A 24,837-nucleotide genomic window follows, 5' to 3' on the forward strand; every position below is an offset into this window, starting at 1 on the left:
CCGCTCAGCGCCCGGTTGGGTCGAGCCCTAGCGACATGCCGGCCAGCCCGCGGCGCCGTGCCGCCAAGCTCTCGGCAATGTTGAGCAGCTCTTTACCCACCGCCGAATCGGGCGCACTCAAGACCAGCGGCACGCCCGAGTCGCCGGCGGCCACCAGCGCGGGGTCCAGCGGGATCCGGCCCAGCAGCGGCACGTCGGCGCCGACCGCACGGGTCAGCCGCTCAGCCACCTGCTGACCTCCGCCCTCACCGAACACCTGCAGCGTGGTGCCGTCCGGCAGCGTGAGCCCCGACATGTTTTCGACGACGCCGACGATCCGCTGCCGGGTCTGCAGGGCAATGCTGCCGGCCCGTTCGGCCACTTCGGCGGCGGCCAGCTGCGGCGTGGTCACCACCAGGATCTCGGCGTTGGGAATCAGCTGAGCCACCGAAATGGCGACGTCGCCCGTTCCGGGCGGCAGGTCGAGCAGCAGCACGTCCAGATCACCCCAGTACACGTCGGCCAGGAACTGCTGCAGCGCCCGGTGCAGCATCGGCCCGCGCCACACCACCGGCGTGTTGCCCTCGGTGAATTGCGCGATCGAGATGACCCGCACCTCGTGCGCGATGGGCGGCAGGATCATCGACTCCACCTGGGTGGGCCGGTCGGTGGTGCCCATCATCCGGGGAATGGAATGGCCGTGAATGTCGGCGTCGAGCACGCCGACCGACAACCCGCGGGCCGCCATCGCCACGGCCAGATTGACCGTGACGGTGGACTTGCCGACGCCGCCCTTGCCGGAAGCGACGGCATAGACCCGGGTCAAGGAGCTGGGTTGGGCGAACGGGATGACCGGTTCCCGGGCGTCACCGCGCAGCTGTTTGCGCAATTCGGTGCGCTGCTCGTCGCTCATGACATCCAGGCTCACCCGCACGGCACCGGCGCCTGGAACGTCGGACACCGCCCGGGCGACACGCTCGGTGATCTCAGTCTTCTTCGGGCAGGCGGCGGTGGTCAGGTAGATCCCGACGTCCACCTGGCCGTGCGCACCGATGTCGATGCTCTTGACCATTCCGAGTTCGGTGATGGGTCGCCGAAGTTCCGGGTCGATCACTTTGGCCAGTGCGCTGCGCACAGCGGCCGTGAGGTTGGCGGCGGGGTCTCGAGTTCCGGACATCACCGCCGAGTGTATGCGGCCCGGACGTCGATCGGCCGGCCGAGTGGTCAGCTGACCGGAGTGAGCACCGGCCCGCCGGGAACGGGCGTGGTGGGCGCCGGGGCATGCGAGGGCCCGGCCGGTTTCGGCGACGCCGAGCCGTTGGGTGCGGGGCTGGCCGGTGCCGGGGCAGCCGGTGGTGCCGGCTGGCCCGGATCGCCTGGGGGTGGCAGCTCGGCTGGCGGGGGAGCGGCGGGCGCAGCCGGCGGTGCAATCACGATGCCCCCGAACGGCATCGGCGGACCTCCGGGCGGAACTGCCTCAGGCGGGTTCTGCGAGGTAATGCAGATCAGCGTGCACCCGGGTTGCGGCGCCTGGGGCTGCGGGGTGGGTTGTTGCAGCCACGGCCACAGCGGCGGCGGCGTGTTGGCCAGCTGCGGCGGGCCGAAGTCGATCAGCGGAAGGTGGCCCATCGGGTCGTAGACGCCCAGGCCGTTGACGTTCATCGGCAGGTTGGGCCCAAGCCCCTCCGGATGCTCCAGGTGCGCGTCCCCGATGGGCGGCGGCGGCCCGGTGATCGGCGGCAGGTCGACCGGCACCACGCCGGTGGCGTACGCCGCCGCCCAGCCCAGCACGTTCTGGGCATAGGGCATCGAGTTGTTGTAGCGCAGGATGGCGGCCATGACCTGCGCGGGATCCCGCAGGTTCAGTCCGCCGCTGCACAGGTAGCGAGCGGCCGCCAGGGTGGAGTCGAACAGGTTCTGCGGATCGGGTACGCCGTCGTTGTCGCCGTCGACGGCGTAGCGCGCCCAGGTGCCGGGCAGGAACTGCATCGGGCCCATGGCACGGGCGTAGGTGACGCGGTTGCCGATCATGCTTTGGATGATGACCTCGTTACCGGGCAGCGTGCCGTCGAGGGCGGGCCCGTAGATCGGGCTGACCGCGGTGCCGCGCGAGTCGACGGCGCCGCCGTTGGCATGCATCGACTCGATCCGCCCGATCCCGGCCAGCAGGTTCCAGCTGATGCCGCACGCCGGCGCGGCAACGGCCATCTTCTGCTCGGCGTTGCGATAGGCCGTCAGCGCCATGATTGGAATGCCAAGCGCGCCAGGCGAATTCACGATCATAGGCGGCGGTGGGGCGGAGGTGGTGGCCGCGGCGACGTGGAAGCCGGTCGGCGGACGGTGGACGGCGATGACGGTCGGTCCGGACAGGTCGACGAGGCGGGACGGGGCGACCGCGGCCACCGGCGTGATGGCAGTGCGCACCGGTGGCGTCCTTCCGTGGGATACGGGTGCCGCGCCGCTGACCGCCCCGGCGAACACCAGGGGAGTGATCATGGCTATGCCGAATGCCGGTGACTTCGTGACGCGCAGTGCCCGCTGGCACATTGAATCCCACAACTGGGTGGCGCCTTCAGCAACGGCCGGGTGAACACCCCAGCGGCTCCCTATGCGCACCTCGACCGTCCTCAATTATGCGAGCCGTCGAATAACTATGCTTCTTAGCCTCGTGAACTAGATCACCATACATAACTCTTGTGACGGGAGTGGCGCAATGGGGGCGATGGTTCTCACAGCGTTTTCCTCGCTCCACGTTCCACCCCGTCAATCGCCCGCGCCGGGTCGGCGTCCGGACGGGCAGACTGCAAATCGGCCATCAGAGTACGCAGGCTCTCCAGTTCATGCCGCAGGTAGTCGCGCGTCGGGACCTCGCCGATGGCCAGCCGCAGGGCAGCCAGCTCCCGCGCCAGGTATTCGGTGTCGGCCTTGGTCTGCGCGGCGCGGCGGCGGTCCTCTTCCAGGGCGACGCGGTCACGGTTTTCCTGACGGTTCTGGGCCAGCAGGATCAGCGGCGCCGCGTAGGCGGCCTGGGTGGAAAAGGCCAGATTGAGCAGGATGAACGGGTAGGGATCCCAGCGCCAGTGAGCCGCGAACAGATTTAACGCGATCCAGGTCAGCACCATCAGCGTTTGCAGCAACAGGTAACGGCCGGTGCCGAAAAACCGTGCGATGCGTTCGGTGACTTGCCCAAGAGCCTCAGGGTCCAGCCGCGGCGTGAACCTGCGCGACGTCCGCGGTGTATACAGCCGCCGAGGTGCTGAGGGTTTGCTCACAGGTCTCCTCCGGATCGGGCGGGTCGGCCGGCGGGATCGAGCTGCTGCACGTCCACGCGCCAGTCAGGCGGCAGCAAATGATCGAGCAGGTCGTCGACCGTCACCGCGCCCAACAGGTGGTTCTGGTCGTCGACCACCGGCCCGCACACGAGGTTGTACGCGGCGAAATAACGGGTTACGGCGGCCAGCGGGGTCTCCGGTGTCAGGGTCAGCAGGTCGGTGTCGACGAGTCCCCCCACCAGGTCGGCCGGCGGTTCGCGAAGCAGTCGCTGCAGCTGCACGCAACCCAGGTAGTGGCCGGTGGGGGTGGCCGTCGGCGGGCGCGCCACAAAGACCATGGACGACAGCGCGGGGGTCAGGTCGGGGTCGCGGACCCGCGCCAGCGCCTCGGCAACCGAGGTGTCCGGGGTCAGCACCACCGGATCGGAGGTCATCAAGCCGCCCGCGGTGTCGGGCGAGTGTTTCAGCAGCCGTCGCACCGAGTTGGAGTCGTCGGGGTCCATTCGCGTCAGCAACGTCTCGGCATCGGTCGGATTCAGCACCCCGAGCAGGTCGGCGGCGTCGTCGGGATCCATCTCCTCGAGGACATCGGCAGCGCGATCGGTCCCGAGTTGGGATAAGACTTCGGCCTGATCCGATTCGGGCAGCTCCTGCAGGACGTCGGCCAGCCGTTCGTTGTCGAGCGCCCGGAACACCTCGTAGCGGCGTTTGGACGGGAGGCCGCGGATGGCGTCGGCGACGTCGACGGCGCGCCGCCCTTCGAACTGGTCCAGCAGTTGTGCCACGGCCTGACCGGGCATGGCCAGGGCAGACGGCGTCAATCCGCGTACGTATTGCCAGTCCACGACATGTACCGGCCCGCGCCGCCTCAGGCGTCGCTGGGTGCGGACGGCGACTCTGGTGACCAGCCAGTCGCGGGTTCGGGTTTGCTCGATGCCCAGGTCGGTCACCACCAGGTCGGCGCTGGCCAGCTCCGGCAGGGCGGGGTCGTTGACCTTGACGGGCGTGTCGAGTACTTGGCCGATGGCCAGGACCTCGCCCGGCCGTTGTTCGAAGTGGCGCAACGACACGTTGCCGGTGGTCAGCGTCACCGCGTCCGGCTCGATCGCGGCGACTCGCAGGATCGGTATGAAGATGCTGCGGCGGGTTGCCAGGTCGACCACCAATCCCAGTACACGGGGTTGCTGGCGGACAATGCTGATGCTGATCACGACGTCGCGAACCCGGCCGAAGGATTCGCCGAGCGGACCCAGCACCATCATCCGCGACAGCCGCGCCACATACACCCTGTTGACCGAGCCCATGACTGAGAGCGTAGGCAGCCCGACGGCGGTTGCTAACGGGTGCTAATGGGTTCTCGTGGGTTCTAGTGGGTTCTAACGGGACGGAAGGCTGAAGATCGCGACGATCAGATAGACCAGCAGCGTCGCAACGCTGATCACGATGCCGGCCACCGCCAGGCCATAGCCGTCTTCTCGGGTTTGCTTGATCTGGTTGAGCGCGATCGTGCCCATCACGATGGACACGATCGAGCCGATGCAGCAGAACACGCCCACGAACGACGACACCAGCGAGACGATCGCCATGGTGTTGGTGCCCGGCATCGCCGGGCCCGGCGCGGAGTAATAACCGCCCATGTAGTCCGGCGGCGGGTACGGCGGCGAGAAATTGCCGTCCGGGTAGGAGGGCGGCGGGTATGCGGATCCACCGTACGGCGATGCCATGGGTGCGGGATACGGGCCCGCGTAGTCTGCCGGCTGCGCGCCGTACGGCGAATATCCCGGCGGGGCATAGGTGGGCGGCGAAATCGGCGGCGGGTAGCCGGCCGCGTAGCCGGACGGATACCCCGCCGGGCCAAACGGGCCGGGCGGATAAACGGGCGGATAACCGGGCGGCGGATACGCGGACGGGTAGTCGGCGGCTGGCGACGATGTTCCCGGCGCCGCCCACGGCGCGCCGGACACGGGGGAACCGGGCTGCTCACCGGCCGCGGTAGGCGAGGTCGTGCCGTCGCCCTCGTCGGGGGAGCCGCCGGAAGCTGTCATGGTGATCAACCTAGCCGACGGGACCGGGCCGACGCCCGGGTGCGGGCGGCGCCGAGTGCTCCGCGAAATGACGGCAAACTCCTGCGTCGGGAAGGCCCTCGCCAGGAGAACTATGGGTAACAGCCGGTGCGAGCGGGCCGTTCGCGGTCGCCCTGATAATGCGCGGGCATCCCGAAGATGAAACGATGGCCAGGGCATAGCAGGGCAGAGGAGAATGAAGACCGATGACTAGCCCATTCCAACCGGGACAGGTTCCCGGTGCAACACCGCCCACTGGGCCTGCTGGTCGGCGGGTTGTGCCCGGATTGCCCACCCCGCCCAAAGGCTGGCCGGTCGGGTCCTATCCCACCTACGCCGAGGCGCAGCGCGCTGTCGACTACCTGTCGGAGCAGCAATTCCCAGTCCAGCAGGTGACCATCGTCGGCGTCGACCTGATGCAGGTGGAACGGGTGACGGGCCGGCTGACCTGGCCTAAAGTGCTCGGCGGCGGTGTGCTCAGCGGCGCTTGGCTCGGTCTGTTCATCGGCTTGGTGCTCGGCTTCTTCAGCCCCAACCCGTGGGCAGCGTTGGTCACCGGGTTGGTCGCCGGGGTCTTCTTCGGGCTGATCACCTCCGCGGTTCCGTATGCGATGGCGCGCGGCACCAGGGATTTCAGCTCCACCATGCAATTGGTGGCCGGCCGCTACGACGTACTCTGCGATCCGCAAAACGCGGAGAAGGCACGCGATCTGCTGGCGCGTTTGGCGATCTGACGCCGGTGCCGGTGGCAAAGGTGAGACGGCGGCTGGGCTCGGCCGCGCTGGCGGCGCTGACGGTCGCGTCCGCGGTCTCGGCCTGCGGGTCGCGCGGCCACGGACTGGTGCTCAGCTTCTACACCCCGGCCACCGACGGGGCAACGTTCACCGCTATTGCGCAGCGCTGCACCGAGCAGGCCGGCGGCCGATACATCGTCGAGCACGTGAGCCTGCCCCGATCACCCGACCAGCAGCGGCTACAACTGGCCCGGCGGCTGACCGGAAACGACCACACCCTGGACGTGATGGCGATGGACGTCGTTTGGACGGCCGAATTCGCCGAGGCCGGATGGACGCTGCCGCTGTCGGCGGATCCCGCCGGGCTGACCGAGGGCGACGCGGTCTCCGACACACTTCCGGGCCCGATCAGGACGGCCACCTGGAAGCACCGGCTGTACGCCGCGCCCGTGACGACCAATACCCAATTGCTTTGGTATCGGCCGGATTTGGTGCCTCAGCCGCCGGACAACTGGAACGCCATGGTGGCCGAGGCGGCCCGATTGCGCGCCGCCGGCCAGCCGAGTTGGATTGCGGCGCAGGCCAGCCAGGGCGAGGGTCTGGTGGTGTGGTTCAACACCGTGCTGACCAGCGTCGGCGGTCAGGTGCTTGACGAGGACGGCAAACGGGTCACTCTGACCGACACCCCCGCTCATCGGGCCGCCACCGTCGCCGCACTGCGGGTCCTGAAATCGGTGGCCACCGCGCCCGGAGCCGACCCGTCGATCAGCCGCGCGGAGGAGGGCACCGCCCGGCTGGCGTTCGAACAAGGGAAGGCGGCCCTGGAGGTTAACTGGCCGTACGTGTTTGCCTCCATGCTGGAGAATGCGGTCAAGGGTGGGGTGCCGTTTCTGCCGCTCAACCGCCTTCCCGAATTGGCCGGCGCCGTCAACAGCGTCGGCACCTTCGAGCCCAGCGACGAACAGTTCCGCGTCGCCTACCAAGCCAGCCAGCAGGTGCTCGGCTTCGCGCCCTATCCCGGAGTCTTGCCGGGCCGGCCGGCCAAGGTGACGATCGGCGGGCTGAACCTGGCGGTGGCGAGCACGACCCGCCATAAAGCCGAGGCATTCGAGGCGGTCCGGTGCCTGCGTAACCTGCAGAACCAGAAGTACGTCTCGATCCAGGGCGGTCTTCCCGCGGTACGCGCCTCGCTGTACTCCGACCCGCAGTTTCAGGCGAAGTATCCGATGTACGAGATCATCCGCCAGCAGCTCACCAACGCCGCCGTGCGGCCGGCGACGCCGGCCTACCAAGCGGTGTCGTTGCGGCTGGCGGCGGCGCTGAGTCCGGTCACCAAGATCGACCCGGAACGCACCGCCGACGACATCACCGCGCAGGTGCAAAAGGCCGTCGACGGCACGGGCCTGCTGCCGTGACGGCCGCTTTCGTGCGCTCGGGGAACCGCCGGGCCGAACAGCGGCTGGCGTTCATCCTGGTGGCACCGGCGGCGCTGTTGATGCTGGCGGTGACGGCCTATCCGATCGGTTACGCGGTGTGGCTCAGCCTGCAGCGCAACAACCTGGCTACCCCCAACGACACGGCGTTCATCGGATTGGCGAACTACCGAACCGTTCTGACCGACCGGTATTGGTGGACGGCGCTGACGGTGACGCTGGCGATCACGGTGGTGTCAGTGACGCTCGAGTTAGTGCTGGGCCTGGCGCTGGCGCTGGTGATGCACCGCACGCTGATCGGCAAGGGGCTGGTGCGCACCGCGGTGCTGATCCCGTACGGGATTGTCACGGTGGTCGCGTCGTACAGCTGGTACTACGCCTGGACCCCGGGCACCGGATACCTGGCCAACCTGCTGCCGCACGGTAGTGCCCCGCTGACCCACCAGGTCCCGTCGCTGGGGGTCGTGGTGATTGCCGAGGTGTGGAAGACGACGCCGTTCATGTCGCTGCTGCTGCTGGCCGGGCTGGCGCTGGTGCCCGAGGATCTGTTGAAGGCCGCACAAGTCGACGGGGCCGGCGCTTGGCGACGGTTGACCAAAGTCACCCTGCCGATCATCAAGCCGGCAATGGTGGTGGCACTGCTGTTTCGGACTCTGGATGCCTTCCGCATTTTCGACAACATCTATGTGCTGACCGCCGGCGAGAACAACACCGAGTCGGTGTCAATCCTGGGCTACGACAACCTGTTCAAAGGCTTCAACGTTGGTCTCGGCTCGGCGATCAGCGTGCTGATCTTCGGCTGCGTGGGTATCATCGCGCTGCTGTTCATCAAGCTGTTCGGCGCCCAACGACCAACAGAAGCTTCGGGGAGTGACGTGGATGGCCGCTGAGCCGTTGGGAGCGCGTCGGGCCACGTTCTGGGCAGTCATCGACTCGGTGGTCGTGGTGTATGCGTTGCTCCCGGTGCTCTGGATTTTCAGCTTGTCGCTCAAGCCGACGTCAACGGTCAAGGACGGCAAGTTGATTCCGTCATCGGTGACGCTGGACAACTATCGCGGCGTCTTCCGGGGCGAATTCTTCAGCTCGGCGCTGATCAACTCCATCGGGGTCGGGCTGATCACCACCGTGATAGCGGTGGCACTCGGTGCCATGGCGGCGTATGCTATTGCGCGACTGGACTTTCCGGGCAAGCGGGTGCTGATCGGCGTCACCCTGCTGATCACCATGTTCCCGGCGATCTCGTTGGTGACACCGCTGTTCAACATCGAGCGCGCTGTCGGCCTGTTCGACACCTGGCCGGGCTTGATCCTGCCGTACATCACTTTTGCCCTGCCGCTTGCCATTTACACGCTGTCGGCGTTCTTCCGGGAGGTACCCTGGGATCTGGAGAAAGCGGCCAAGATGGACGGCGCGACGCCTGGGCAGGCCTTCCGCAAAGTGATCGCGCCGCTGGCGGCTCCGGGGCTGGTGACCGCCGCGATCCTGGTGTTCATCTTCGCCTGGAACGACCTGCTGCTCGCGCTGTCGCTGACCGCGACCAAGGCGGCGATTACCGCGCCGGTGGCGATCGCCAACTTCACCGGCAGTTCGCAGTTCGAGGAGCCGACGGGATCGATTGCGGCCGGAGCTATGGTGATCACGGTTCCGATCATCGTCTTCGTTCTCGTCTTCCAACGACGGATTGTCGCCGGCTTGACGTCCGGGGCTGTGAAGGGATAGCGCAATGGCCGAAATCGTGCTCGAGCACGTCAGCAAGAGTTACCCCAACGGCGCGACGGCGGTAGCCGACCTCAGCCTCACCATCGCCGACGGCGAATTCCTGATTCTGGTGGGGCCGTCCGGCTGCGGCAAGACCACTACCCTGAACATGATTGCCGGACTTGAGGATATCTCGTCGGGAGAACTGCGCATCGATGGTCAACGGGTCAACGAGAAGGCGCCCAAAGACCGCGATATTGCGATGGTGTTCCAGTCGTATGCGCTCTATCCGCATATGACCGTGCGGCAGAATATCGCGTTTCCGCTGACCCTGGCCAAGATGAAGAAGGCCGACATCGCGCAGAAGGTCTCCGAGACGGCCAAAATCCTTGACCTGACCGACCTTCTGGATCGCAAGCCCTCACAGTTGTCGGGTGGGCAGCGCCAGCGGGTCGCGATGGGCAGGGCGATCGTGCGCCATCCGAAGGCCTTTCTGATGGACGAGCCGCTGTCCAACCTGGACGCCAAACTACGGGTGCAGATGCGCGGTGAGATCGCCCGGCTGCAGAAGAGGCTGGGCGCCACCACCGTCTACGTCACCCACGACCAGACCGAGGCCATGACGCTGGGCGATCGGGTGGTAGTGATGCACGGCGGTATTGCGCAGCAGATCGGCACTCCGACAGAGCTTTACGAGCATCCGGCCAATTTGTTCGTTGCGGGCTTCATTGGCTCGCCGACGATGAATTTCTTCCCCGCGACGCTGACGTCGATCGGGCTGGCCCTGCCCTTCGGTGAGGTGACGCTGGCACCGGACGTGCACGAGCTGATCGCCGCCCGCGCGAAAACCGAGAAGGTCATCGTCGGCGTGCGGCCCGAGCATATTCAGGACGCCGCACTGATCGATGCCTACCAACGCATCAAGGCACTGACCTTCCAGGTCGGTGTCGATTTGGTCGAATCGTTGGGGGCGGACAAATATGTCTACTTCACCACCTCGGCTCCGGCCGTGCACTCGGCGCAGCTGGATGAACTGGAGGCTCAGGGGGAAATGCGCGAAAACCAGTTTGCGGCAAGGGTTTCCGCGGAATCGAAGGCGGCGATCGGGCAGCCGATCGAGTTGGCTTTCGACACCACCAAGCTGGCCGTTTTCGACGCCGACTCCGGTGTCAACCTGACAGTTCCCGTCGCCCCGTGATTCCGACGGCTGGCGGCGTGGTCGAGTGTGCGTCCTCGGCGTCCAACGTGCATCCAGGGCGGCAGAATCGCGAGAATGCCGCCGTCAGTGCACGCTCGACGCCGTCAGTGCACGCTCGATCGCGTCAGAGCCAGTTCCGGTTGCGGAAACTGAGGTAAAGGACCAGGCAGACGACGACCATGCTGCTGATCACCGCCGGGTAACCCCACCTTGAGTCCAATTCGGGCATGAAGTGGAAGTTCATACCGTAGATGCCGGCGATCATGGTCGGCACCGCAATGATGCCGGCCCAGGCCGAGATCTTGCGCATGTCCATGTTCTGTTGCATACCGACACGGGCCAGCGCAGCCTGCACCAGCGAGTTGAGCATGTCGTCATAGCTGGCGATCTGCTCGGCGGCCTCGGTCTGGTGGTCGGCGACGTCGCGCAGGTAACGCCGGACTTCCTTGGAGATCACGTCCTTGTTCTCGGTCTGCATTCGCTGGAACGCCGTCGACAGCGGGCTGACGCAGCGGCGGAGTTCGAGAACCTCCCGCTTGAGCAGATAAATCGGCTCGACGTCGAGCTTGCGGCCGGGCGCGAAGGCCACTTCCTCGATGCTGTCGATATCTGTTTCGATCAGCGACGTGACCGCCAGGTAATGGTCGACCACGTAGTCGGCGATGGCGTGCATCACCGCGTAAGGTCCCAGCCGCAGATGCTCGGGGCCGGCGTCCATCCGCTTGCGCACCTCCGACAATCCGCCGTGTTCGCCATGCCGGACCGTGATCACGAAGTCGTTGCCGACGAAGATCATGATCTCGCCGGTTTCGACGATCTCGCGGGCGAGCACCACCGAGTCGTGCGGCACGTAGTTGACGGTCTTGAGGACCAGAACGAGCGTGTCGTCGTAGCGCTCCAGCTTGGGCCGTTGATGGGCGTGCACGGCGTCCTCGACTGCCAGCGGGTGCAGCCCGAAAACGTCGGCCACGTCCTGCATTTGCTGTTGGTCGGGCTCGTGCAGCCCGACCCACACGAACGCCTGCTCACCCGACTGGTCCCGCTCCCGCACCTCGCGCGATGCGTCGCTGTAGGCGTACTTGCCTGGCATCCGCCGGCCGTCGACGTAGACACCGCAATCAACCAACGCCTGCGCCGTCGCAGTGCGTGTGGGATGGACGTGCTGCGGCCGCGATCGAGCGACCGTCCGCAGCGATTCGGGCAGCGCGTCAAATCCTTGAAACATCCTCAGTCTCCGATCGCAGCGCAGGTCTGACCGGGCGGTGGTCCATGCTACGCCGTTTTGCCACGTCAACGTGGCAGCAGCGGTGTCGGCGCGGGTCCGCAGATTTCCGGTGGGGCCGGTGCGCTAGTTTCGACCCGACACATCACCCCCCTGTGAAACCCTGTTACGCAGATTTCTCCACAAGGAGCGAACCGACGTGAGCGCAAGTCCCCTCAAGGTCGCCGTCACCGGTGCTGCCGGCCAGATCGGCTACAGCCTGTTGTTCCGCCTGGCCAGCGGCTCGCTGCTGGGTTCCGACCGCCCGATCGAGCTACGGCTGCTCGAGATCGAGCCGGCGCTCAAGGCGCTCGAGGGTGTGGTGATGGAACTCGACGACTGTGCGTTCCCGCTGCTGGCCGGCGTCGAAATCGGCGCGGACGCCAACAAGATCTTCGACGGCGTGAACCTGGCCCTGCTCGTCGGTGCCCGCCCGCGCACCAAGGGCATGGAGCGCGGCGACCTGCTCGAGGCCAACGGCGCCATCTTCACCGCGCAGGGCAAGGCTCTCAACGACGTCGCCGCCGCCGACGTCCGGATCGGCGTGACCGGCAACCCGGCCAACACCAACGCCCTGATCGCGATGAGCAATGCCCCCGACATTCCGCGCGAGCGCTTCACCGCGCTGACCCGTCTGGACCACAACCGGGCGATCTCGCAGCTCGCTAAGAGGACCGGCGCGAAAGTCGCCGACATCAAGAAGATGACGATCTGGGGTAACCACTCGGCCACCCAGTACCCCGACGTGTTCCACGCCGAAATCGGCGGCAAGAACGCGGCCGAGGTGGTGGGAGACCAGGCCTGGATCGAGAACGACTTCATCCCGACCGTCGCCAAGCGCGGCGCGGCGGTCATCGAAGCGCGCGGGGCGTCCTCGGCCGCCTCGGCCGCCTCGGCCACCATCGACGCTGCCCGGGACTGGCTGCTGGGCAGCCCCGAGGGCGACTGGGTGTCGATGGCGGTCTTCTCTGACGGTTCCTACGGCGTGCCGGAGGGCCTGATCTCGTCGTTCCCGGTGACCACCAAGGACGGCGACTGGACGATCGTCCCAGGGCTGGAGATCGACGACTTCTCCCGCGTCAAGATCGACGCGTCCACCGCCGAGCTGGCCGACGAACGCAGCGCGGTCACCGGGCTCGGCCTGATCTGAGCCGTGCCGCAGTCGGGAGCAGTCGCGGGCACAGTACCCTGATGCGGTGCCAAGAATCGTGCCGCCACAGATCGTCATCGGAACCGACGAGATCTTCGAGGCCCACGTAGCGGGGAAGCTTTCCGTAGCGCTGAAGGCGCCGCTGGACACCCAGCGGGCTCTGTCGATCGCCTATACCCCGGGCGTGGCGCAGGTCAGCCGCGCGATCGCCGCCAACCAGACGCTGGCCGCGCGCTACACCTGGGCGAACCGGCTGGTGGCCGTGGTCAGCGACGGCAGCGCGGTACTCGGCCTCGGTGACATCGGACCCGCGGCCTCGCTGCCGGTGATGGAGGGCAAGTGCGCCCTGTTCCAGGCATATGGCGGCCTGAACGCGATCCCGCTCGTGCTGGGCACCAAGGATCCCGACGAGATCGTCGAGACCCTGGTGCGGCTGCGGCCGACGTTCGGCGCCGTCAACCTCGAGGACATCTCCGCGCCCCGCTGCTTCGAAATCGAGCGACGGCTCATCGAGGCGCTGGACTGTCCGGTGATGCACGACGACCAACACGGCACGGCGATCGTTGTGCTGGCCGCGCTGATGGGTGCCACCAAGTTGCTGGGCCGCGATATGTCCTCGCTGCGGGTGGTAGTGTCGGGCGCCGGGGCCGCGGGTGTGGCGTGCACGAATCTCCTTCTGGCCATGGGTGTTTCGGATATCACGGTGCTCGACTCGCGTGGCATCCTGCACACCGGGCGTGACGACATGAATAGCGTCAAGGTCGATCTGGCGCAACGTACCAATCCCGACGGTGTCGCCGGCGGCCTGGCCGAGGCGATCGTGGGCGCCGACGTGTTCCTCGGGGTGTCGGCGGGCGTGGTCCCCGAGGAGTTGATCGCCACCATGGCGCCGGGCGGGATCGTCTTCGCGCTGTCCAACCCGGACCCGGAAATACACCCGCAGGTGGCGGCCAAGTACGCGGCGGTGGTGGCCACCGGTCGCAGCGACTTCTGCAACCAGATCAACAACGTGCTGGCTTTCCCCGGCGTGTTCCGCGGCGCGCTGGACGCCGGGGCGCGCCAGATCACCGAAAAGATGATGGTGGCCGCGGCCGAGGCGATCTACTCCGTCGTCAGCGACGATCTTGCCCTCGACCGGATCGTTCCCAGCCCACTGGACCTGCGCGTCGGGGATGCGGTGGCCAAGGCGGTGGCTCTCGCCGTGGAGCCCTCAGACATCGCGGGGTGAGGATCGGCAGGCTAGCCCCGCTGCTGCTCGCGGCCGTGTTCGTGATGGCCGGCTGCGCGGCCGACACCGGCGAAAGCCACCCCGAGCTGGTGGTCGGAGCCAGGCCCGGCTCCGAATCGCTGCTGCTGGCCGACATCTACGTGGCCGCGTTGCGGTCGTATGGTTTCGCCGCGCGAGGGGAAGCGGCCGGTGACCCGATGGCGAAACTGGATTCCGGGGCGTTCGCCATCGTGCCGGCGTTCACCGGCCAGACGTTGCGGACCCTGCAACCTGACGCCTCGGCGCTCGCCGACAAGGCCGTGTACCAGGCGATGGTCGCCGCGCTGCCCGAGGGCGTCGCAGCCGGGGACTACACCACCGCGGCCGAGGACAAACCCGCAGTGATGGTGACGCCGGCGACCTCGACCGCCTGGGGCGGCAGCGAGCTGGACCTGTTGCCACGCCACTGTGACGGGCTGATCGTCGGGATGGTCACCGGAGTCGACACGCCTTTACAGGTGGGGTCCTGCCGGCTGCCCGCGCCGCGTGAATTCCCCGACTACCCAGCGATGTTGACGGCGTTATACGCCGGACAGCTGACCGCGGCCTGGACCACCACCGCCAACCCCGCCAATCCCGCCGATCTGGTGGTGCTGAATGACGGGAAGGATGCGCTGATCCGGGCCGAGAACGTGGTGCCGCTGTATCGCCGCAACGTGCTGACTGATCGGCAACGGCTGGCCATCAACGAGGTAGCCGGTGTGCTGGACACCGCCGCCCTGACCGACATGCGCCGCCAGGTGGCGGGCGGCGCCGAACCGCAGGCGGTGGCCGCCGGCTGGCTCGCCGAACACCCACTGGGCCGTTGAACATCGAGTCTGCGGCCGGGGCATCGAGCCTGCGGCCATAGACGCCATGAGCGACCAAGTGGCGCGGTGAGCGCAGGCTCGATGTCACACCTCCGCAGGGTCAGCGATGCGGCGCCGGAATCAACCTGCCGAAAAGCGGCATGAACAGCCGCTGATACCCCGAACCGGTCACCCGCACCACCAGGTCCAACACCTTGGCGTCCGCGCCGACCAGCACGCGCGCCCGGTTCTTGCGCACCGCTTCCAGGATGATCTTGGCGGCCCGTTCCGGGCTGGTATGCGCTGCGCGCTTGTCAAACATCCGGGCCAATTCGGCGGCATCTAGTCCCTCGGCGGCGGTGGCGTTGCGCGCGATCGCGGTCTTGATCCCGCCCGGGTGCACCGTGGTCACCCCGACCGGATGGCCGGCCAGGATCATCTCCTGGCGCAGCGCCTCGGTGAAGCCGCGGACGGCGAACTTCGCCGCGTTGTAGGCCGCCTGCCCTGGACACGAAAACAACCCGAACACGCTGGAGATGTTGACGACGTGGCCGTCCCCGGAGGCGATCAGGTACGGCAGGAACGCCTTGGTGCCGTTCAGGACGCCGCCGAAATCGACGTCCATCACCCGGTCGATGTCCTTGAATTCGCAGACCTCGATGTCGCCGGTATGGCCGATACCGGCGTTGTTGTAGATCTGGTTCACCTTGCCGAAGTGCTCGTTGACCGCGTCGGCATAGGCCAGAACGGCCTCACGTTCGGTCACGTCGAGCCGATCGGCCTTGACCGGGGCGCCGATCGCCTTGAGCATTTCCTCGGTCTCCGCCAGTCCCTCGATATTGACATCGCTGATCGCCAGGCCGGCGCCGGAGCGACCCAGCTCGAGGGCCAACGCCCGCCCGATACCCGATCCCGCGCCGGTCACCACGGCGACTTTTCCGGCGAACCCCTGCATTGAGCACCCTCCCTCTGTCGGCTCGCATCGAGGTTAACCGGTACCGCAGGTCCCCGTTAGCGGCGGGGGTTCAGCCGGAGAGGCCGGGGAGGCTGCGCGGCGCGCATCGTCGTCGAGCTAGGCGAGCTAGGCGCGATTACCCAAACGCCGTGTCGAGGATCTCCTGCTGCTCGACGGCGTGCACCTTCGACGAGCCCGACGACGGGGCCGACATGGCCCGGCGCGAAATCCGCTTGAGTCCGGTCAGCTTGTCGGGCAACAACTCTGGTAGCTCCAGGCCAAACCGCGGCCAGGCACCCTGATTGGCCGGCTCCTCCTGCACCCAGAAATACTCGGTGGCATTGGGGTAGCGGTCCAGCGTCTCGTCGAGACGGCGTTTGGGCAGCGGGGCCAGCTGCTCGATGCGCACGATCGCGATGTCGTCGCGGTTGTCCTTGGCCTTGCGTGCGGCCAGCTCGTAATAGATCTTGCCGCTGGTCAGCAGGATCCTTCGGACCTTGCTGCGGTCGCCGATGCCGTCTTCGTAGGTGGGTTCCTCCAACACCGAACGGAACTTGATCTCGGTGAAGTCCTTGATGTCGCTGACCGCGGCCTTGTTGCGCAGCATCGACTTCGGCGTGAACACGATCAGCGGGCGCATGATCCCGTCCAGTGCGTGCCGGCGCAACAGGTGGAAGTAGTTGGACGGGGTCGACGGCACCGCGATCGTCATCGACCCCTCCGCCCACAGCTGCAGGAAGCGCTCGATGCGGCCGGAGGTGTGGTCGGGCCCCTGCCCCTCGTGTCCGTGCGGCAGCAGCAGCACCACATTGGACAACTGGCCCCACTTGGCCTCGCCGGAGCTGATGAACTCGTCGATGATCGACTGTGCGCCGTTGACGAAGTCGCCGAACTGCGCCTCCCACAGCACCAGGGCATCGGGGTTGCCCACGGTGTAGCCGTATTCGAAGCCGACGGCGGCGTACTCCGACAACGGCGAGTCGTAGACCAGGAACTTGCCGCCGGTGGGGGTGCCGTCCTTGTTGGTGGCCAGCAGCTGCAGCGGCCAGAACTCCTTGCCGGTATTGCGGTCGATGCTCACCGAATGCCGTTGGGAGAACGTGCCGCGGCGGGTGTCCTGCCCGGACAGCCGCACCAGCTTGCCCTCGGCCACCAGCGACCCCAGCGCCAGCAGCTCGGCGAACGCCCAGTCGATCTTGCCTTCGTAGGCCATTTCCCGGCGCTTTTCCAGCACCGGTTGTACGCGCGGGTGCGGGGTGAACCCGTCAGGGAAGGCCAGGAACGCGTCGCCGATGCGGGCCAGCAGCGCCTTGTCCACCGCGGTGGCCAGGCCGCGCGGCACCTGCTGTTCGGACTCCACCGACATGCTCGGGTGCACGGCGTGTTTCTCCAGCTCGCGGACCTCGTTGAAGACCCGCTCCAGCTGGCCCTGGTAGTCGCGCAGCGCGTCCTCGGCTTCCTTGAGCGAGATGTCGCCGCGGCCTATCAGGGCTTCGGTGTAGCTCTTGCGGGCCCCGCGCTTGGTGTCGACGACGTCGTACATGTAGGGGTTGGTCATCGACGGGTCGTCGCCCTCGTTGTGCCCGCGGCGCCGGTAGCACAGCATGTCGATGACGACGTCCTTGTGGAATTCTTGCCGGAAGTCGACGGCCAGCCGCGCGACCCACTCGCACGCCTCCGGGTCGTCGCCGTTGACGTGGAAGATTGGCGCGCCGATCATCTTGGCGACGTCGGTGCAGTACTCGCTGGACCGCGAATACTCCGGCGCGGTGGTGAAGCCGATCTGGTTGTTGACGATGATGTGGATGGTGCCGCCCACCCGGTAGCCGGGCAGGTTCGTCAGGTTCAACGTCTCGGCCACCACACCCTGGCCGGCGAAGGCGGCATCCCCGTGCAGCATCATCGGCACCACCGAGAACCGCTGTTCGCCGTCGGAATCCAACAGATCCTGCTTGGCCCGGACCAGGCCCTCGAGCACCGGGTCGACGGCCTCCAGGTGCGACGGGTTGGCGGTCAGCGACACCTGAATGTCATTGTCGCCGAACATCTGCAGGTACACGCCGGTGGCGCCGAGGTGGTACTTGACGTCGCCGGAGCCGTGGGCCTGCGACGGGTTCAGGTTGCCCTCGAACTCGGTGAAGATCTGCGAGTACGGCTTGCCGACGATGTTGGCCAGCACGTTGAGCCGGCCGCGGTGCGGCATCCCGATGACCACCTCGTCGAGACCGTGCTCGGCGCACTGGTCGATCGCCGCGTCCATCATCGGGATCACGCTTTCGGCGCCCTCCAGCGAGAACCGTTTCTGCCCGACGTACTTGGTCTGCAGGAACGTCTCGAACGCCTCGGCGGCGTTGAGCTTGCTCAGGATGTATTTCTGTTGGGCCACAGTCGGTTTGACGTGTTTGGCCTCGACCCGTTGCTGCAGCCACTGCTGTTGTTCGGGCTCGAGGATGTGGGTGTACTCCACTCCGACGTGGCGGCAGTAGGCGTCGCGCAGTATCGAGAGCACGTCGCGCAGCTTCATGTAGGGCGATCCGCCGAAACAGCCGTCGACCTTGAACAGCCGGTCGAGGTCCCACAGCGTGAGCCCGTGGGAGCACACGTCGAGGTCGGGGTGGCTGCGGAACCGGGTTTTGTCCAGCCGCAGCGGATCGATGTCGGCCATCAGGTGGCCGCGGTTGCGGTAGGCGGCAATGAGTTCGATGACCCGCGGGTTCTTGTCGACGACCGAATCCGGGTTGTCGGGGCGCCAGCGCACCGGCACATAGGGAATTTCGAGCTCGCGGAAGATCTCGTCCCAGAAGTCGTCGGCGAGCAGCATCTGGTGGATGGTGCGCAGGAAGTCGCCGGATTCCGCACCCTGGATGATGCGGTGGTCGTAGGTCGACGTCAGCGTGATCAGTTTGCCGATGCCCAGTTCGGCGATGCGTTCCTGGCTGGCCCCCTGAAACTCGGCCGGGTATTCCATGGCGCCGACGCCGATGATGGCGCCCTGCCCGGCCATCAGCCGCGGCACCGAGTGCACGGTGCCGATGGTGCCGGGGTTGGTCAGCGACATCGTCACGCCGGCAAAGTCTTCGGCGGTCAGCTTGCCGTCCCGGGCGCGGCGCACGATGTCTTCATAGGCGGTGACGAACTGGGCGAATCGCATGGTCTCGCACCGCTTGATGCCGGCCACCACCAGTGAGCGTTTGCCGTCCTTGCCCTGCAGGTCGATCGCCAGACCCAGGTTGGTGTGGGCCGGGGTGACGACATTCGGCTTGCCGTCGACCTCCGCGTAATGCCGGTTCATGTTGGGGAATTGCTTGACCGCCTGGACCAGCGCATAGCCCAGCAGGTGGGTGAACGAGATCTTGCCGCCCCGGTTTCGCTTGAGCTGGTTGTTGATGACGATTCGGTTGTCGATCAGCAGTTTGGCCGGAACGGCACGGACACTGGTCGCCGTCGGCACGTCCAGCGACGCCGACATGTTCTTGACGACGGCCGCGGCGGCCCCCCGCAGCACCTGCAGTTCGTCGCCCTCGGCCGGCGGCGGAGCGGCGGGCTTGGCGGGCGCCGCGGCGGGTAAGCCGTTGCCCGCGGCGGCGGCTTCGGTCGGCTTTGCCGCGGGCCGGACGGGCTCTGCCGCGGGCCGGACGGACTCGGCCGGCGGGGCGGTCGCAACGTGCTGGTTGTCAGCGGGGGCCGCGGCGCTCTGAGCCGGCTCGGGGTTGTAGTCGACCAGGAATTCGTGCCAGCTCGGATCGACCGAGGAGGGGTCGTCGCGGAACTTGCGGTACATCTCCTCGACCAGCCATTCGTTTTGCCCGAACGGTGAACTTATGTTGGCCACGGCCGCTGCTCGCCTCGATTCTCTGTTCTTGACGTCCTACCAGCGCCATGGCGCGACGCCTGCGATTTCTTGCCCGCCCCGGCTGATGGGGCACCTCATACCCTTGGCGGTTAGGCACGCTTCCGCCTCATCAAGGCTAACGCTTTGCTGGCGATTCGCCAGAGACACCCGGGCCGGCCCGCCCGCTAGCTGGCGTCTCGAACCGTCGGCAGTACGTACAGAGTGACCGGCCAGCGGGCCGGCGGCGCGCCGAACGCCGAGCGCGCATTGCGGACCAGCTTCTTGCCCACCAGCCGGTTGCCGATGGCGCCGATGACGGCGCCAATGCCGACCGGCAACAGCTTGCCGAACATCAGCGCCCCGCGCTTGAGCGCGAACCTCTTGGCGAAATACTTGAACATTCGGGTGTTGAACTTCGACACCGCCGGAAGTGGTAGTGCCGCAACGCTTTCCGATACCCAGCCGCCGCTGGTGCGTCCGGAACCCATCAGCTCGGCCACCGCACTCTTGCTGTTGTCGCCGACCAGCACCGCCAACACCAGGGCGCGACGCCGTTCCCGATGGTCGAGCGGAATGCCGTAGACCGAGGCCAGCGCCAGCACCAGGAGCGCGGTGGCCTCGAGGAACACCGCGGTCTCGCCCGCGGCCGCCAGCAGCGCGGCCAGGGTGCCGATTCCGGGCAAGGTGGCGACCATACCTATTGCCGCCCCACTGGCCGTCACGGCGGCCACGAAGCGCTTCTCGATCTTGGAGACAATCTCGGCCGGACCGGCAGCCGGGTGCGCTCGGCGCAGCCGGGCCACGTAGGCCTCCGCCGCCGGGGCCTGGAGATGTGAGCTGCGTTCGATGACCTGTGCCAACGCCCGCGAGGACGCTTTGGGCCGGCCGGTGCCGGCCGGCTGCTCGTCGGGGTCGGACCTCTTGGTTCGTCGAGCGCTCATGTTGCCTCTCCTGAGAACGGCGTACCTTCAGGCTAGCGCCCGTCGCGCGAATTGCGGACCGAGCGGAGTCACACCTACAAGGTATTCAGGTGCATGGCAGTCGATGGGGCTCCGGAATAATGCACGTGGATTCGGTAGCCGAAACGAGGTGGGTAGATGACCACGGCCACGAGCCGGATGCCCGCAGGCAGCTACTCGGGAAGCCCGTGGAACGCGCTGTGGTCGATGATGATCGGTTTTTTCATGATCATGCTCGATTCGACCATCGTCGCCATCGCCAACCCGACCATCATGGCGGTGCTGCATGTCGGTTATGCCACCGTGGTCTGGGTGACCAGCGCCTACCTGCTGGGGTATGCGGTGGTGTTGCTGGTGGCCGGCCGACTCGGCGATCGGTTCGGGCCCAAGAACCTGTACTTGACCGGGCTGGCGGTGTTCACCGCCGCATCGCTGTGGTGCGGCCTGTCGGGCAGCGCCGGCGCGCTGATCACCGCTCGAGTGGTGCAGGGTGTGGGCGCCGGGCTGCTTACCCCGCAGACGTTGTCGATCATCACCCGGACCTTTCCCGCTGCCCGCCGCGGTGTCGCGATGAGCATGTGGGGAGCGACTGCCGGCGTCGCCAGCCTCATCGGGCCGCTGGCCGGAGGAGCGCTGGTCGGCGGGCTGGGATGGGAGTGGATCTTCTTCGTCAACATCCCGATCGGCCTGCTCGGCCTGGCGCTGGCGGCCTGGCTGGTCCCGGTCCTGCCGGTGCGCGCACAACGGTTCGACCTGATCGGTGTGGCGTTGTCGGGAATCGGGATGTTCTTGCTTGTTTTCGGGCTGCAGCAGGGGCAATCCGCCGGGTGGCAACCGTGGATCTGGGCGGTGCTTGTCGCCGGTGTGGGATTCATGTCGGCGTTCGTCTACTGGCAATCGCTCAACCGGCGCGCGCCGTTGATCCCGCTGGAGATCTTCCGGGACCGTGACTTCAGCCTGTGCACGGTCGGGGTGGCCATCACCGCGTTCGCGACCACGGCGATGATGCTGCCGCTGATCTTCTATGCGCAGTCGGTGTGCGGGCTGTCGCCCATTCGCGCTGCGCTGCTGATCGCGCCGGTGGCGATCAGCAGCGGTGTGCTCGCCCCGTTCGTCGGCCGTATCGTCGACACGTCCCACCCACTGCCGGTGGTCGGGTTCGGCTTTTCGGCACTGGCGATCGCGATGACGTGGCTGTCCATCGAGATGCAACCGGATACCCCCGTCTGGCGGCTGGTGTTGCCGTTTTGCTTGATAGGCATTGGGATGGCGTTCGTCTGGTCGCCGTTGGCCGCCACCGCCACCCGCAATCTGCGGCCCGACCAGGCCGGCGCGAGCTCCGGCGTCTACAACGCCACCCGGCAGCTCGGGGCGGTGCTGGGCAGCGCCAGCATGGCGGCGTTCATGACGTCGCGGATCAGCGCCGAGATGCCGCCCCTGCCTGACGGGGCGCCCGGATTCGGTGGCGACGGTGGCGGTCTGCAGTTGCCCGAGTTCGTGCGTGCGCCGTTCTCGGCCGCCATGTCCCAGTCGATGCTGCTGCCCGCGTTCATCGCCTTGTTCGGGATCGTGGCCGCGCTGTTCCTGGTCGGCGGCATGGGTGCGACGGCTTTTCGCCGGCTGCTGTCGGAAGAGGACCACGGCCAGCGTGACTACGAGGACGAGGAGGAGGACTTCGATGACGACGATTACGTCGAGTACATCCTGCGTCGCGAACCCGATCGGTGGCACCGGCCGGATGGCGAAATCCCCTGGGCCTACGGGCAATCACGAGGCGAACCGGTTGACGTCCCAATTGACGTCGTCCGCAACGGCTCCCACATCGACTCGTCGCCACCGACGTCCACGCCGTCGCTGCTTCGGTCAGGCCAGGCGGAGTACCGCACGCACTACCTCGACGATCCGCACGGGCCCGCCCGCTAGCTAGCCTTTCTCCGGTGGGATCAGCCGGCCGTATCATTTCGGTTCGGCGCTGTGCACTGCATTATGCGATCGGCGGCTCGGCCAGCGGTGTGTAATCAGGGCCGAGCGATCCATTATTTCGCCTGAAAATGGAACCGCGGGAACCGGCTGGGCGACCGTGGTGGCGACCCATAATAGAATTCAATTCTGTGAAAAAGTGCCTCCACACTGCACGAAGGCGCAACGTACGAACATTTCATCCCGGCATCGATTCGGCCAATATCGAGCAGCTTGAACAGCAATGCTAAGCATCCCGCAAAGGCATGATTTCGAGAATTAGAAGGTTACCTACCGATATCGGTTCGAGAAAGATCCCGCAGCTGTCAGCGAAATATCACCGGCCGGAGTCATACGTTAGGCCGATGCCAAATTCAATTCGATTCGAATTACGAAAACTCTGGCAACCATCGCTTGTCGCCGTCCTGTCGATGCTTCTGGTGGCCGTCTGCGTTGTCGGAGTCACTCCGGTGGCCCGGGCCGCCGGGGTGACGGCGAAGCTGGCGGTGACATCGCAATGGAGTACCGGCTTTGTCGCCAACTACACGATTTCCAACTCGGGTGCGACTGCGCTGTCCGACTGGAAGGTCGAGTTCGACCTGCCGGCAGGCGAATCCATCACCAATGCGTGGAGCGCCAAACTCGCCCAGTCCGGCACGCATTACACGCTGACCCCCGAAGACTGGACGCGAACGATCGCACCCAGCAGCTCGGTCACCGTCGGGTTCCAGGCCGCCCAGACCGGGACGTACTCACCGCCGGCGAACTGCCTGGTCAACGGACAGCCGTGCAGTGGTGCCGGGGCGACCACCACCACGTCCACGCCACCTTCGACAACGACCACGACGACCACGACGACCACCCCGACCACCCCGACCACCCCGACCACCCCGACTACCCCGACCACAACCTCCACCAGTCCGGCCACCACTACCGTGCCGACCGGGACTGCCGGCGCCTACACCGCCGCGTTCGCCAAGACCAGCGACTGGGGCAACGGTTTCAACGGCAACTTCACGATCACCAACCCCGGCCCGACGCCACTGAGCGACTGGAAGCTCGAGTTCGACATGCCGGCCGGCCAGACCGTGACCAGCGCCTGGAATGCCAAGCTTGCCGCGCAGGGGACCCACTACGTGCTCACGCCGGAGGATTGGACGCGCACGGTGGCCGCCAACGGGGGCACGGCAAGCCTCGGCATGCAGGGCGCATACGCGGGTAGCTTCACCGCGCCGACGAACTGCACGCTCAACGGCCAGGCCTGCACGGGCAGTGGTGTCACGCCACCCTCGACAACGAGCACGACGACGCCGACCACCACGGCCCCGACCACCACCACCCCGCCCGTCACCCCCAGCGGGGCAACCCCGGCGCGATTCGCCCCCTATGTCGATATGACGCTCTACCCGCAGTTCGATTATGCGTCGGCCACTCGCGCGGGCGGACTCAGGCACGTGACGCTGGGCTTCATCGTCAGCGGCGCACCATGCACGGCATCATGGGGCACCTACTACGGGCTCAAGGACCAGTGGGTCACCTCGGCGATCGGAGCGCTGACCGCTGGCGGCGCCGACGCGATCGTCTCTTTCGGCGGAGTCGCTAACCAGGAGCTGGCGTTGACCTGTACCAGCGTCGATGCGCTTGTTGCGCAATACAAGTCGGTGATCGACGCCTATGGGATCCGCGATCTGGACTTCGACATCGAGGGTGCGGCCCAGAATGACGTCGCATCACTGACCCGCCGGTCGCAGGCGATCGCCAAGTTGCAGGCGGACGGCAAGGCCGCCGGTAACCCGGTGCGCGTCTCGTTCACCCTTCCGGTGCTGCCGACCGGTCTGACCGCCGACGGGTTGCGGGTGGTGCAGAACGCCATTGCCAATGGTGTGGATATCGGCCAGGTGAACGTGATGGCGATGGACTATTACGACCCGGCCTTCGATTACAACGGCAAGATGGGCGACCTCGCGATTCAGGCGGCTCAGCGCGTCCACGATCAGCTGGCTCCGCTCTATCCGTCGAAGCCTGACGCCCAGGTCTGGGCGATGGTGGGGGTGACACCGATGATCGGAGTCAACGATGACCTCAGGGAGGTGTTCACGGTTGCCGACGCCGACAAGCTGACGGCTTTTGCCCGGCAGAAGGGTCTGGGCCGGCTTGCCATGTGGTCGGCCAACCGTGATTCACAATGCCCGTCCGGAACTCCGCAACCGTCGAACACGTGCAGCGGTGTGACCCAAACCGCCTGGGCATTCTCGAGTTCTTTCAAGCAGTTCGGCGGGTGATCTACGC

General features: G+C 66.7%; 18 protein-coding genes and 2 pseudogenes. 11 read left to right on the plus strand and 9 right to left on the minus strand.

The features are described from left to right. Positions 1–4 precede the first annotated feature (4 nt). The 5 genes from AWC07_RS14540 to AWC07_RS14560 all read right to left on the minus strand — a co-directional run bounded on the left by AWC07_RS14540 (position 5) and on the right by AWC07_RS14560 (position 5,296). Positions 5–1,156 (minus strand): Mrp/NBP35 family ATP-binding protein, encoded by a 1,152-nt coding sequence (locus tag AWC07_RS14540; RefSeq protein WP_036418125.1) that lies wholly within the window; start codon positions 1,154–1,156, stop codon positions 5–7. 47 nt (positions 1,157–1,203) lie between these two features. Beyond that, entirely contained in the window at positions 1,204–2,595 is a 1,392-nt protein-coding gene (locus AWC07_RS14545) for a lytic transglycosylase domain-containing protein (RefSeq protein ID WP_036418127.1), read from the minus strand. Between the two features lie 113 nt (positions 2,596–2,708). Beyond that, the gene (locus AWC07_RS14550; protein WP_036418129.1) at positions 2,709–3,251 is read right to left on the minus strand and encodes a DUF1003 domain-containing protein; all 543 of its coding nucleotides are present in this window, start codon (positions 3,249–3,251) and stop codon (positions 2,709–2,711) included. After that, entirely contained in the window at positions 3,248–4,555 is a 1,308-nt protein-coding gene (locus tag AWC07_RS14555) for a magnesium transporter MgtE N-terminal domain-containing protein (RefSeq protein WP_036418131.1), read from the minus strand. Before AWC07_RS14555 ends, AWC07_RS14550 begins: the two co-directional genes overlap by 4 nt. Positions 4,556–4,627: 72 nt before the next feature. After that, the gene (locus AWC07_RS14560; protein WP_036418133.1) at positions 4,628–5,296 is read right to left on the minus strand and encodes a DUF4190 domain-containing protein; all 669 of its coding nucleotides are present in this window, start codon (positions 5,294–5,296) and stop codon (positions 4,628–4,630) included. Between the two features lie 224 nt (positions 5,297–5,520). Here AWC07_RS14560 and AWC07_RS14565 point away from each other — a divergent pair, with 224 nt between their 5' ends. From AWC07_RS14565 to AWC07_RS14585, 5 genes are read left to right on the plus strand one after another with little or no spacing between them, the layout of a single operon-like run. Next, positions 5,521–6,048 carry a general stress protein gene (locus AWC07_RS14565; RefSeq protein ID WP_036418135.1) on the plus strand — a complete coding sequence of 176 codons (528 nt, stop codon included), beginning with the start codon at positions 5,521–5,523 and terminating at the stop codon, positions 6,046–6,048. Between the two features lie 20 nt (positions 6,049–6,068). Next, positions 6,069–7,463, plus strand: a complete 1,395-nt coding sequence (locus tag AWC07_RS14570; RefSeq protein ID WP_425271248.1) for an extracellular solute-binding protein — start codon at positions 6,069–6,071, stop codon at positions 7,461–7,463. After that, positions 7,460–8,371, plus strand: a complete 912-nt coding sequence (locus AWC07_RS14575) for a carbohydrate ABC transporter permease (protein WP_139829707.1) — start codon at positions 7,460–7,462, stop codon at positions 8,369–8,371. Before AWC07_RS14570 ends, AWC07_RS14575 begins: the two co-directional genes overlap by 4 nt. Positions 8,372–8,375: 4 nt before the next feature. Then, entirely contained in the window at positions 8,376–9,200 is an 825-nt protein-coding gene (locus tag AWC07_RS14580; RefSeq protein WP_139829709.1) for a carbohydrate ABC transporter permease, read from the plus strand. 4 nt (positions 9,201–9,204) lie between these two features. Then, positions 9,205–10,377 (plus strand): ABC transporter ATP-binding protein, encoded by a 1,173-nt coding sequence (locus tag AWC07_RS14585; protein ID WP_036418141.1) that lies wholly within the window; start codon positions 9,205–9,207, stop codon positions 10,375–10,377. A 124-nt stretch (positions 10,378–10,501) separates the two neighbouring features. Here AWC07_RS14585 and corA read toward each other — a convergent pair whose 3' ends face one another. Next, complete coding sequence (corA, locus tag AWC07_RS14590) at positions 10,502–11,602, minus strand: magnesium/cobalt transporter CorA (protein ID WP_036418143.1); 1,101 nt, start codon at positions 11,600–11,602, stop codon at positions 10,502–10,504. Positions 11,603–11,798: 196 nt separating this feature from the next. On the opposite strand from corA, the gene AWC07_RS14595 reads away from it, so the two are divergent. From AWC07_RS14595 to AWC07_RS14605, 3 genes are read left to right on the plus strand one after another with little or no spacing between them, the layout of a single operon-like run. Next, a complete protein-coding gene (locus tag AWC07_RS14595) occupies positions 11,799–12,788 on the plus strand; it encodes a malate dehydrogenase (RefSeq protein ID WP_036418146.1) in 990 nt (329 codons plus the stop codon). Between the two features lie 46 nt (positions 12,789–12,834). After that, positions 12,835–14,016 (plus strand): NAD(P)-dependent malic enzyme, encoded by a 1,182-nt coding sequence (locus AWC07_RS14600; RefSeq protein WP_051508217.1) that lies wholly within the window; start codon positions 12,835–12,837, stop codon positions 14,014–14,016. After that, a complete protein-coding gene (locus AWC07_RS14605; RefSeq protein ID WP_036418148.1) occupies positions 14,013–14,864 on the plus strand; it encodes a glycine betaine ABC transporter substrate-binding protein in 852 nt (283 codons plus the stop codon). The genes AWC07_RS14600 and AWC07_RS14605 overlap by 4 nt, the downstream gene beginning before the upstream one ends. 100 nt (positions 14,865–14,964) lie before the next feature. Here AWC07_RS14605 and AWC07_RS14610 read toward each other — a convergent pair whose 3' ends face one another. The 3 genes from AWC07_RS14610 to AWC07_RS14620 form a co-directional block, all read right to left on the minus strand. Further along, on the minus strand, positions 14,965–15,798 hold the full coding sequence (locus AWC07_RS14610; RefSeq protein WP_036418150.1) for an SDR family NAD(P)-dependent oxidoreductase: 834 nt from the start codon (positions 15,796–15,798) through the stop codon (positions 14,965–14,967). A 136-nt stretch (positions 15,799–15,934) separates the two neighbouring features. Next, the gene (locus AWC07_RS14615; RefSeq protein WP_036418157.1) at positions 15,935–19,630 is read right to left on the minus strand and encodes a multifunctional oxoglutarate decarboxylase/oxoglutarate dehydrogenase thiamine pyrophosphate-binding subunit/dihydrolipoyllysine-residue succinyltransferase subunit; all 3,696 of its coding nucleotides are present in this window, start codon (positions 19,628–19,630) and stop codon (positions 15,935–15,937) included. 185 nt (positions 19,631–19,815) lie between these two features. Then, entirely contained in the window at positions 19,816–20,571 is a 756-nt protein-coding gene (locus AWC07_RS14620) for a hypothetical protein (protein ID WP_036418158.1), read from the minus strand. A gap of 156 nt (positions 20,572–20,727) precedes the next feature. Between AWC07_RS14620 and AWC07_RS14625 the strand changes: the two genes are divergently transcribed. The 3 genes and pseudogenes from AWC07_RS14625 to AWC07_RS26940 all read left to right on the plus strand — a co-directional run. Then, positions 20,728–22,512 carry an MFS transporter gene (locus AWC07_RS14625; protein ID WP_084293722.1) on the plus strand — a complete coding sequence of 595 codons (1,785 nt, stop codon included), beginning with the start codon at positions 20,728–20,730 and terminating at the stop codon, positions 22,510–22,512. Positions 22,513–22,913: 401 nt separating this feature from the next. Continuing rightward, a pseudogene (locus AWC07_RS29830) lies at positions 22,914–23,342 on the plus strand (cellulose-binding domain-containing protein); the annotation flags it as partial. Between the two features lie 180 nt (positions 23,343–23,522). Continuing rightward, positions 23,523–24,830: pseudogene (locus AWC07_RS26940) on the plus strand (cellulose binding domain-containing protein); the annotation flags it as partial. Positions 24,831–24,837 lie beyond the last annotated feature (7 nt).

Origin of the sequence: Mycobacterium gastri (assembly GCF_002102175.1) — a bacterium.
Classification (GTDB): domain Bacteria; phylum Actinomycetota; class Actinomycetes; order Mycobacteriales; family Mycobacteriaceae; genus Mycobacterium; species Mycobacterium gastri.

Bases quoted from the DNA above. Each gene is read 5' to 3' on its own strand.
- AWC07_RS14610 (WP_036418150.1), bottom strand. From the start codon at position 15,798: ATGCAGGGGTTCGCCGGAAAAGTCGCCGTGGTGACCGGCGCGGGATCG.
- AWC07_RS14555 (WP_036418131.1), bottom strand. From the start codon at position 4,555: ATGGGCTCGGTCAACAGGGTGTATGTGGCGCGGCTGTCGCGGATGATG.
- corA (WP_036418143.1), bottom strand. From the start codon at position 11,602: ATGTTTCAAGGATTTGACGCGCTGCCCGAATCGCTGCGGACGGTCGCT.
- AWC07_RS14565 (WP_036418135.1), top strand. From the start codon at position 5,521: ATGACTAGCCCATTCCAACCGGGACAGGTTCCCGGTGCAACACCGCCC.
- AWC07_RS14625 (WP_084293722.1), top strand. From the start codon at position 20,728: ATGACCACGGCCACGAGCCGGATGCCCGCAGGCAGCTACTCGGGAAGC.
- AWC07_RS14540 (WP_036418125.1), bottom strand. From the start codon at position 1,156: ATGTCCGGAACTCGAGACCCCGCCGCCAACCTCACGGCCGCTGTGCGC.
- AWC07_RS14560 (WP_036418133.1), bottom strand. From the start codon at position 5,296: ATGACAGCTTCCGGCGGCTCCCCCGACGAGGGCGACGGCACGACCTCG.
- AWC07_RS14620 (WP_036418158.1), bottom strand. From the start codon at position 20,571: ATGAGCGCTCGACGAACCAAGAGGTCCGACCCCGACGAGCAGCCGGCC.
- AWC07_RS14585 (WP_036418141.1), top strand. From the start codon at position 9,205: ATGGCCGAAATCGTGCTCGAGCACGTCAGCAAGAGTTACCCCAACGGC.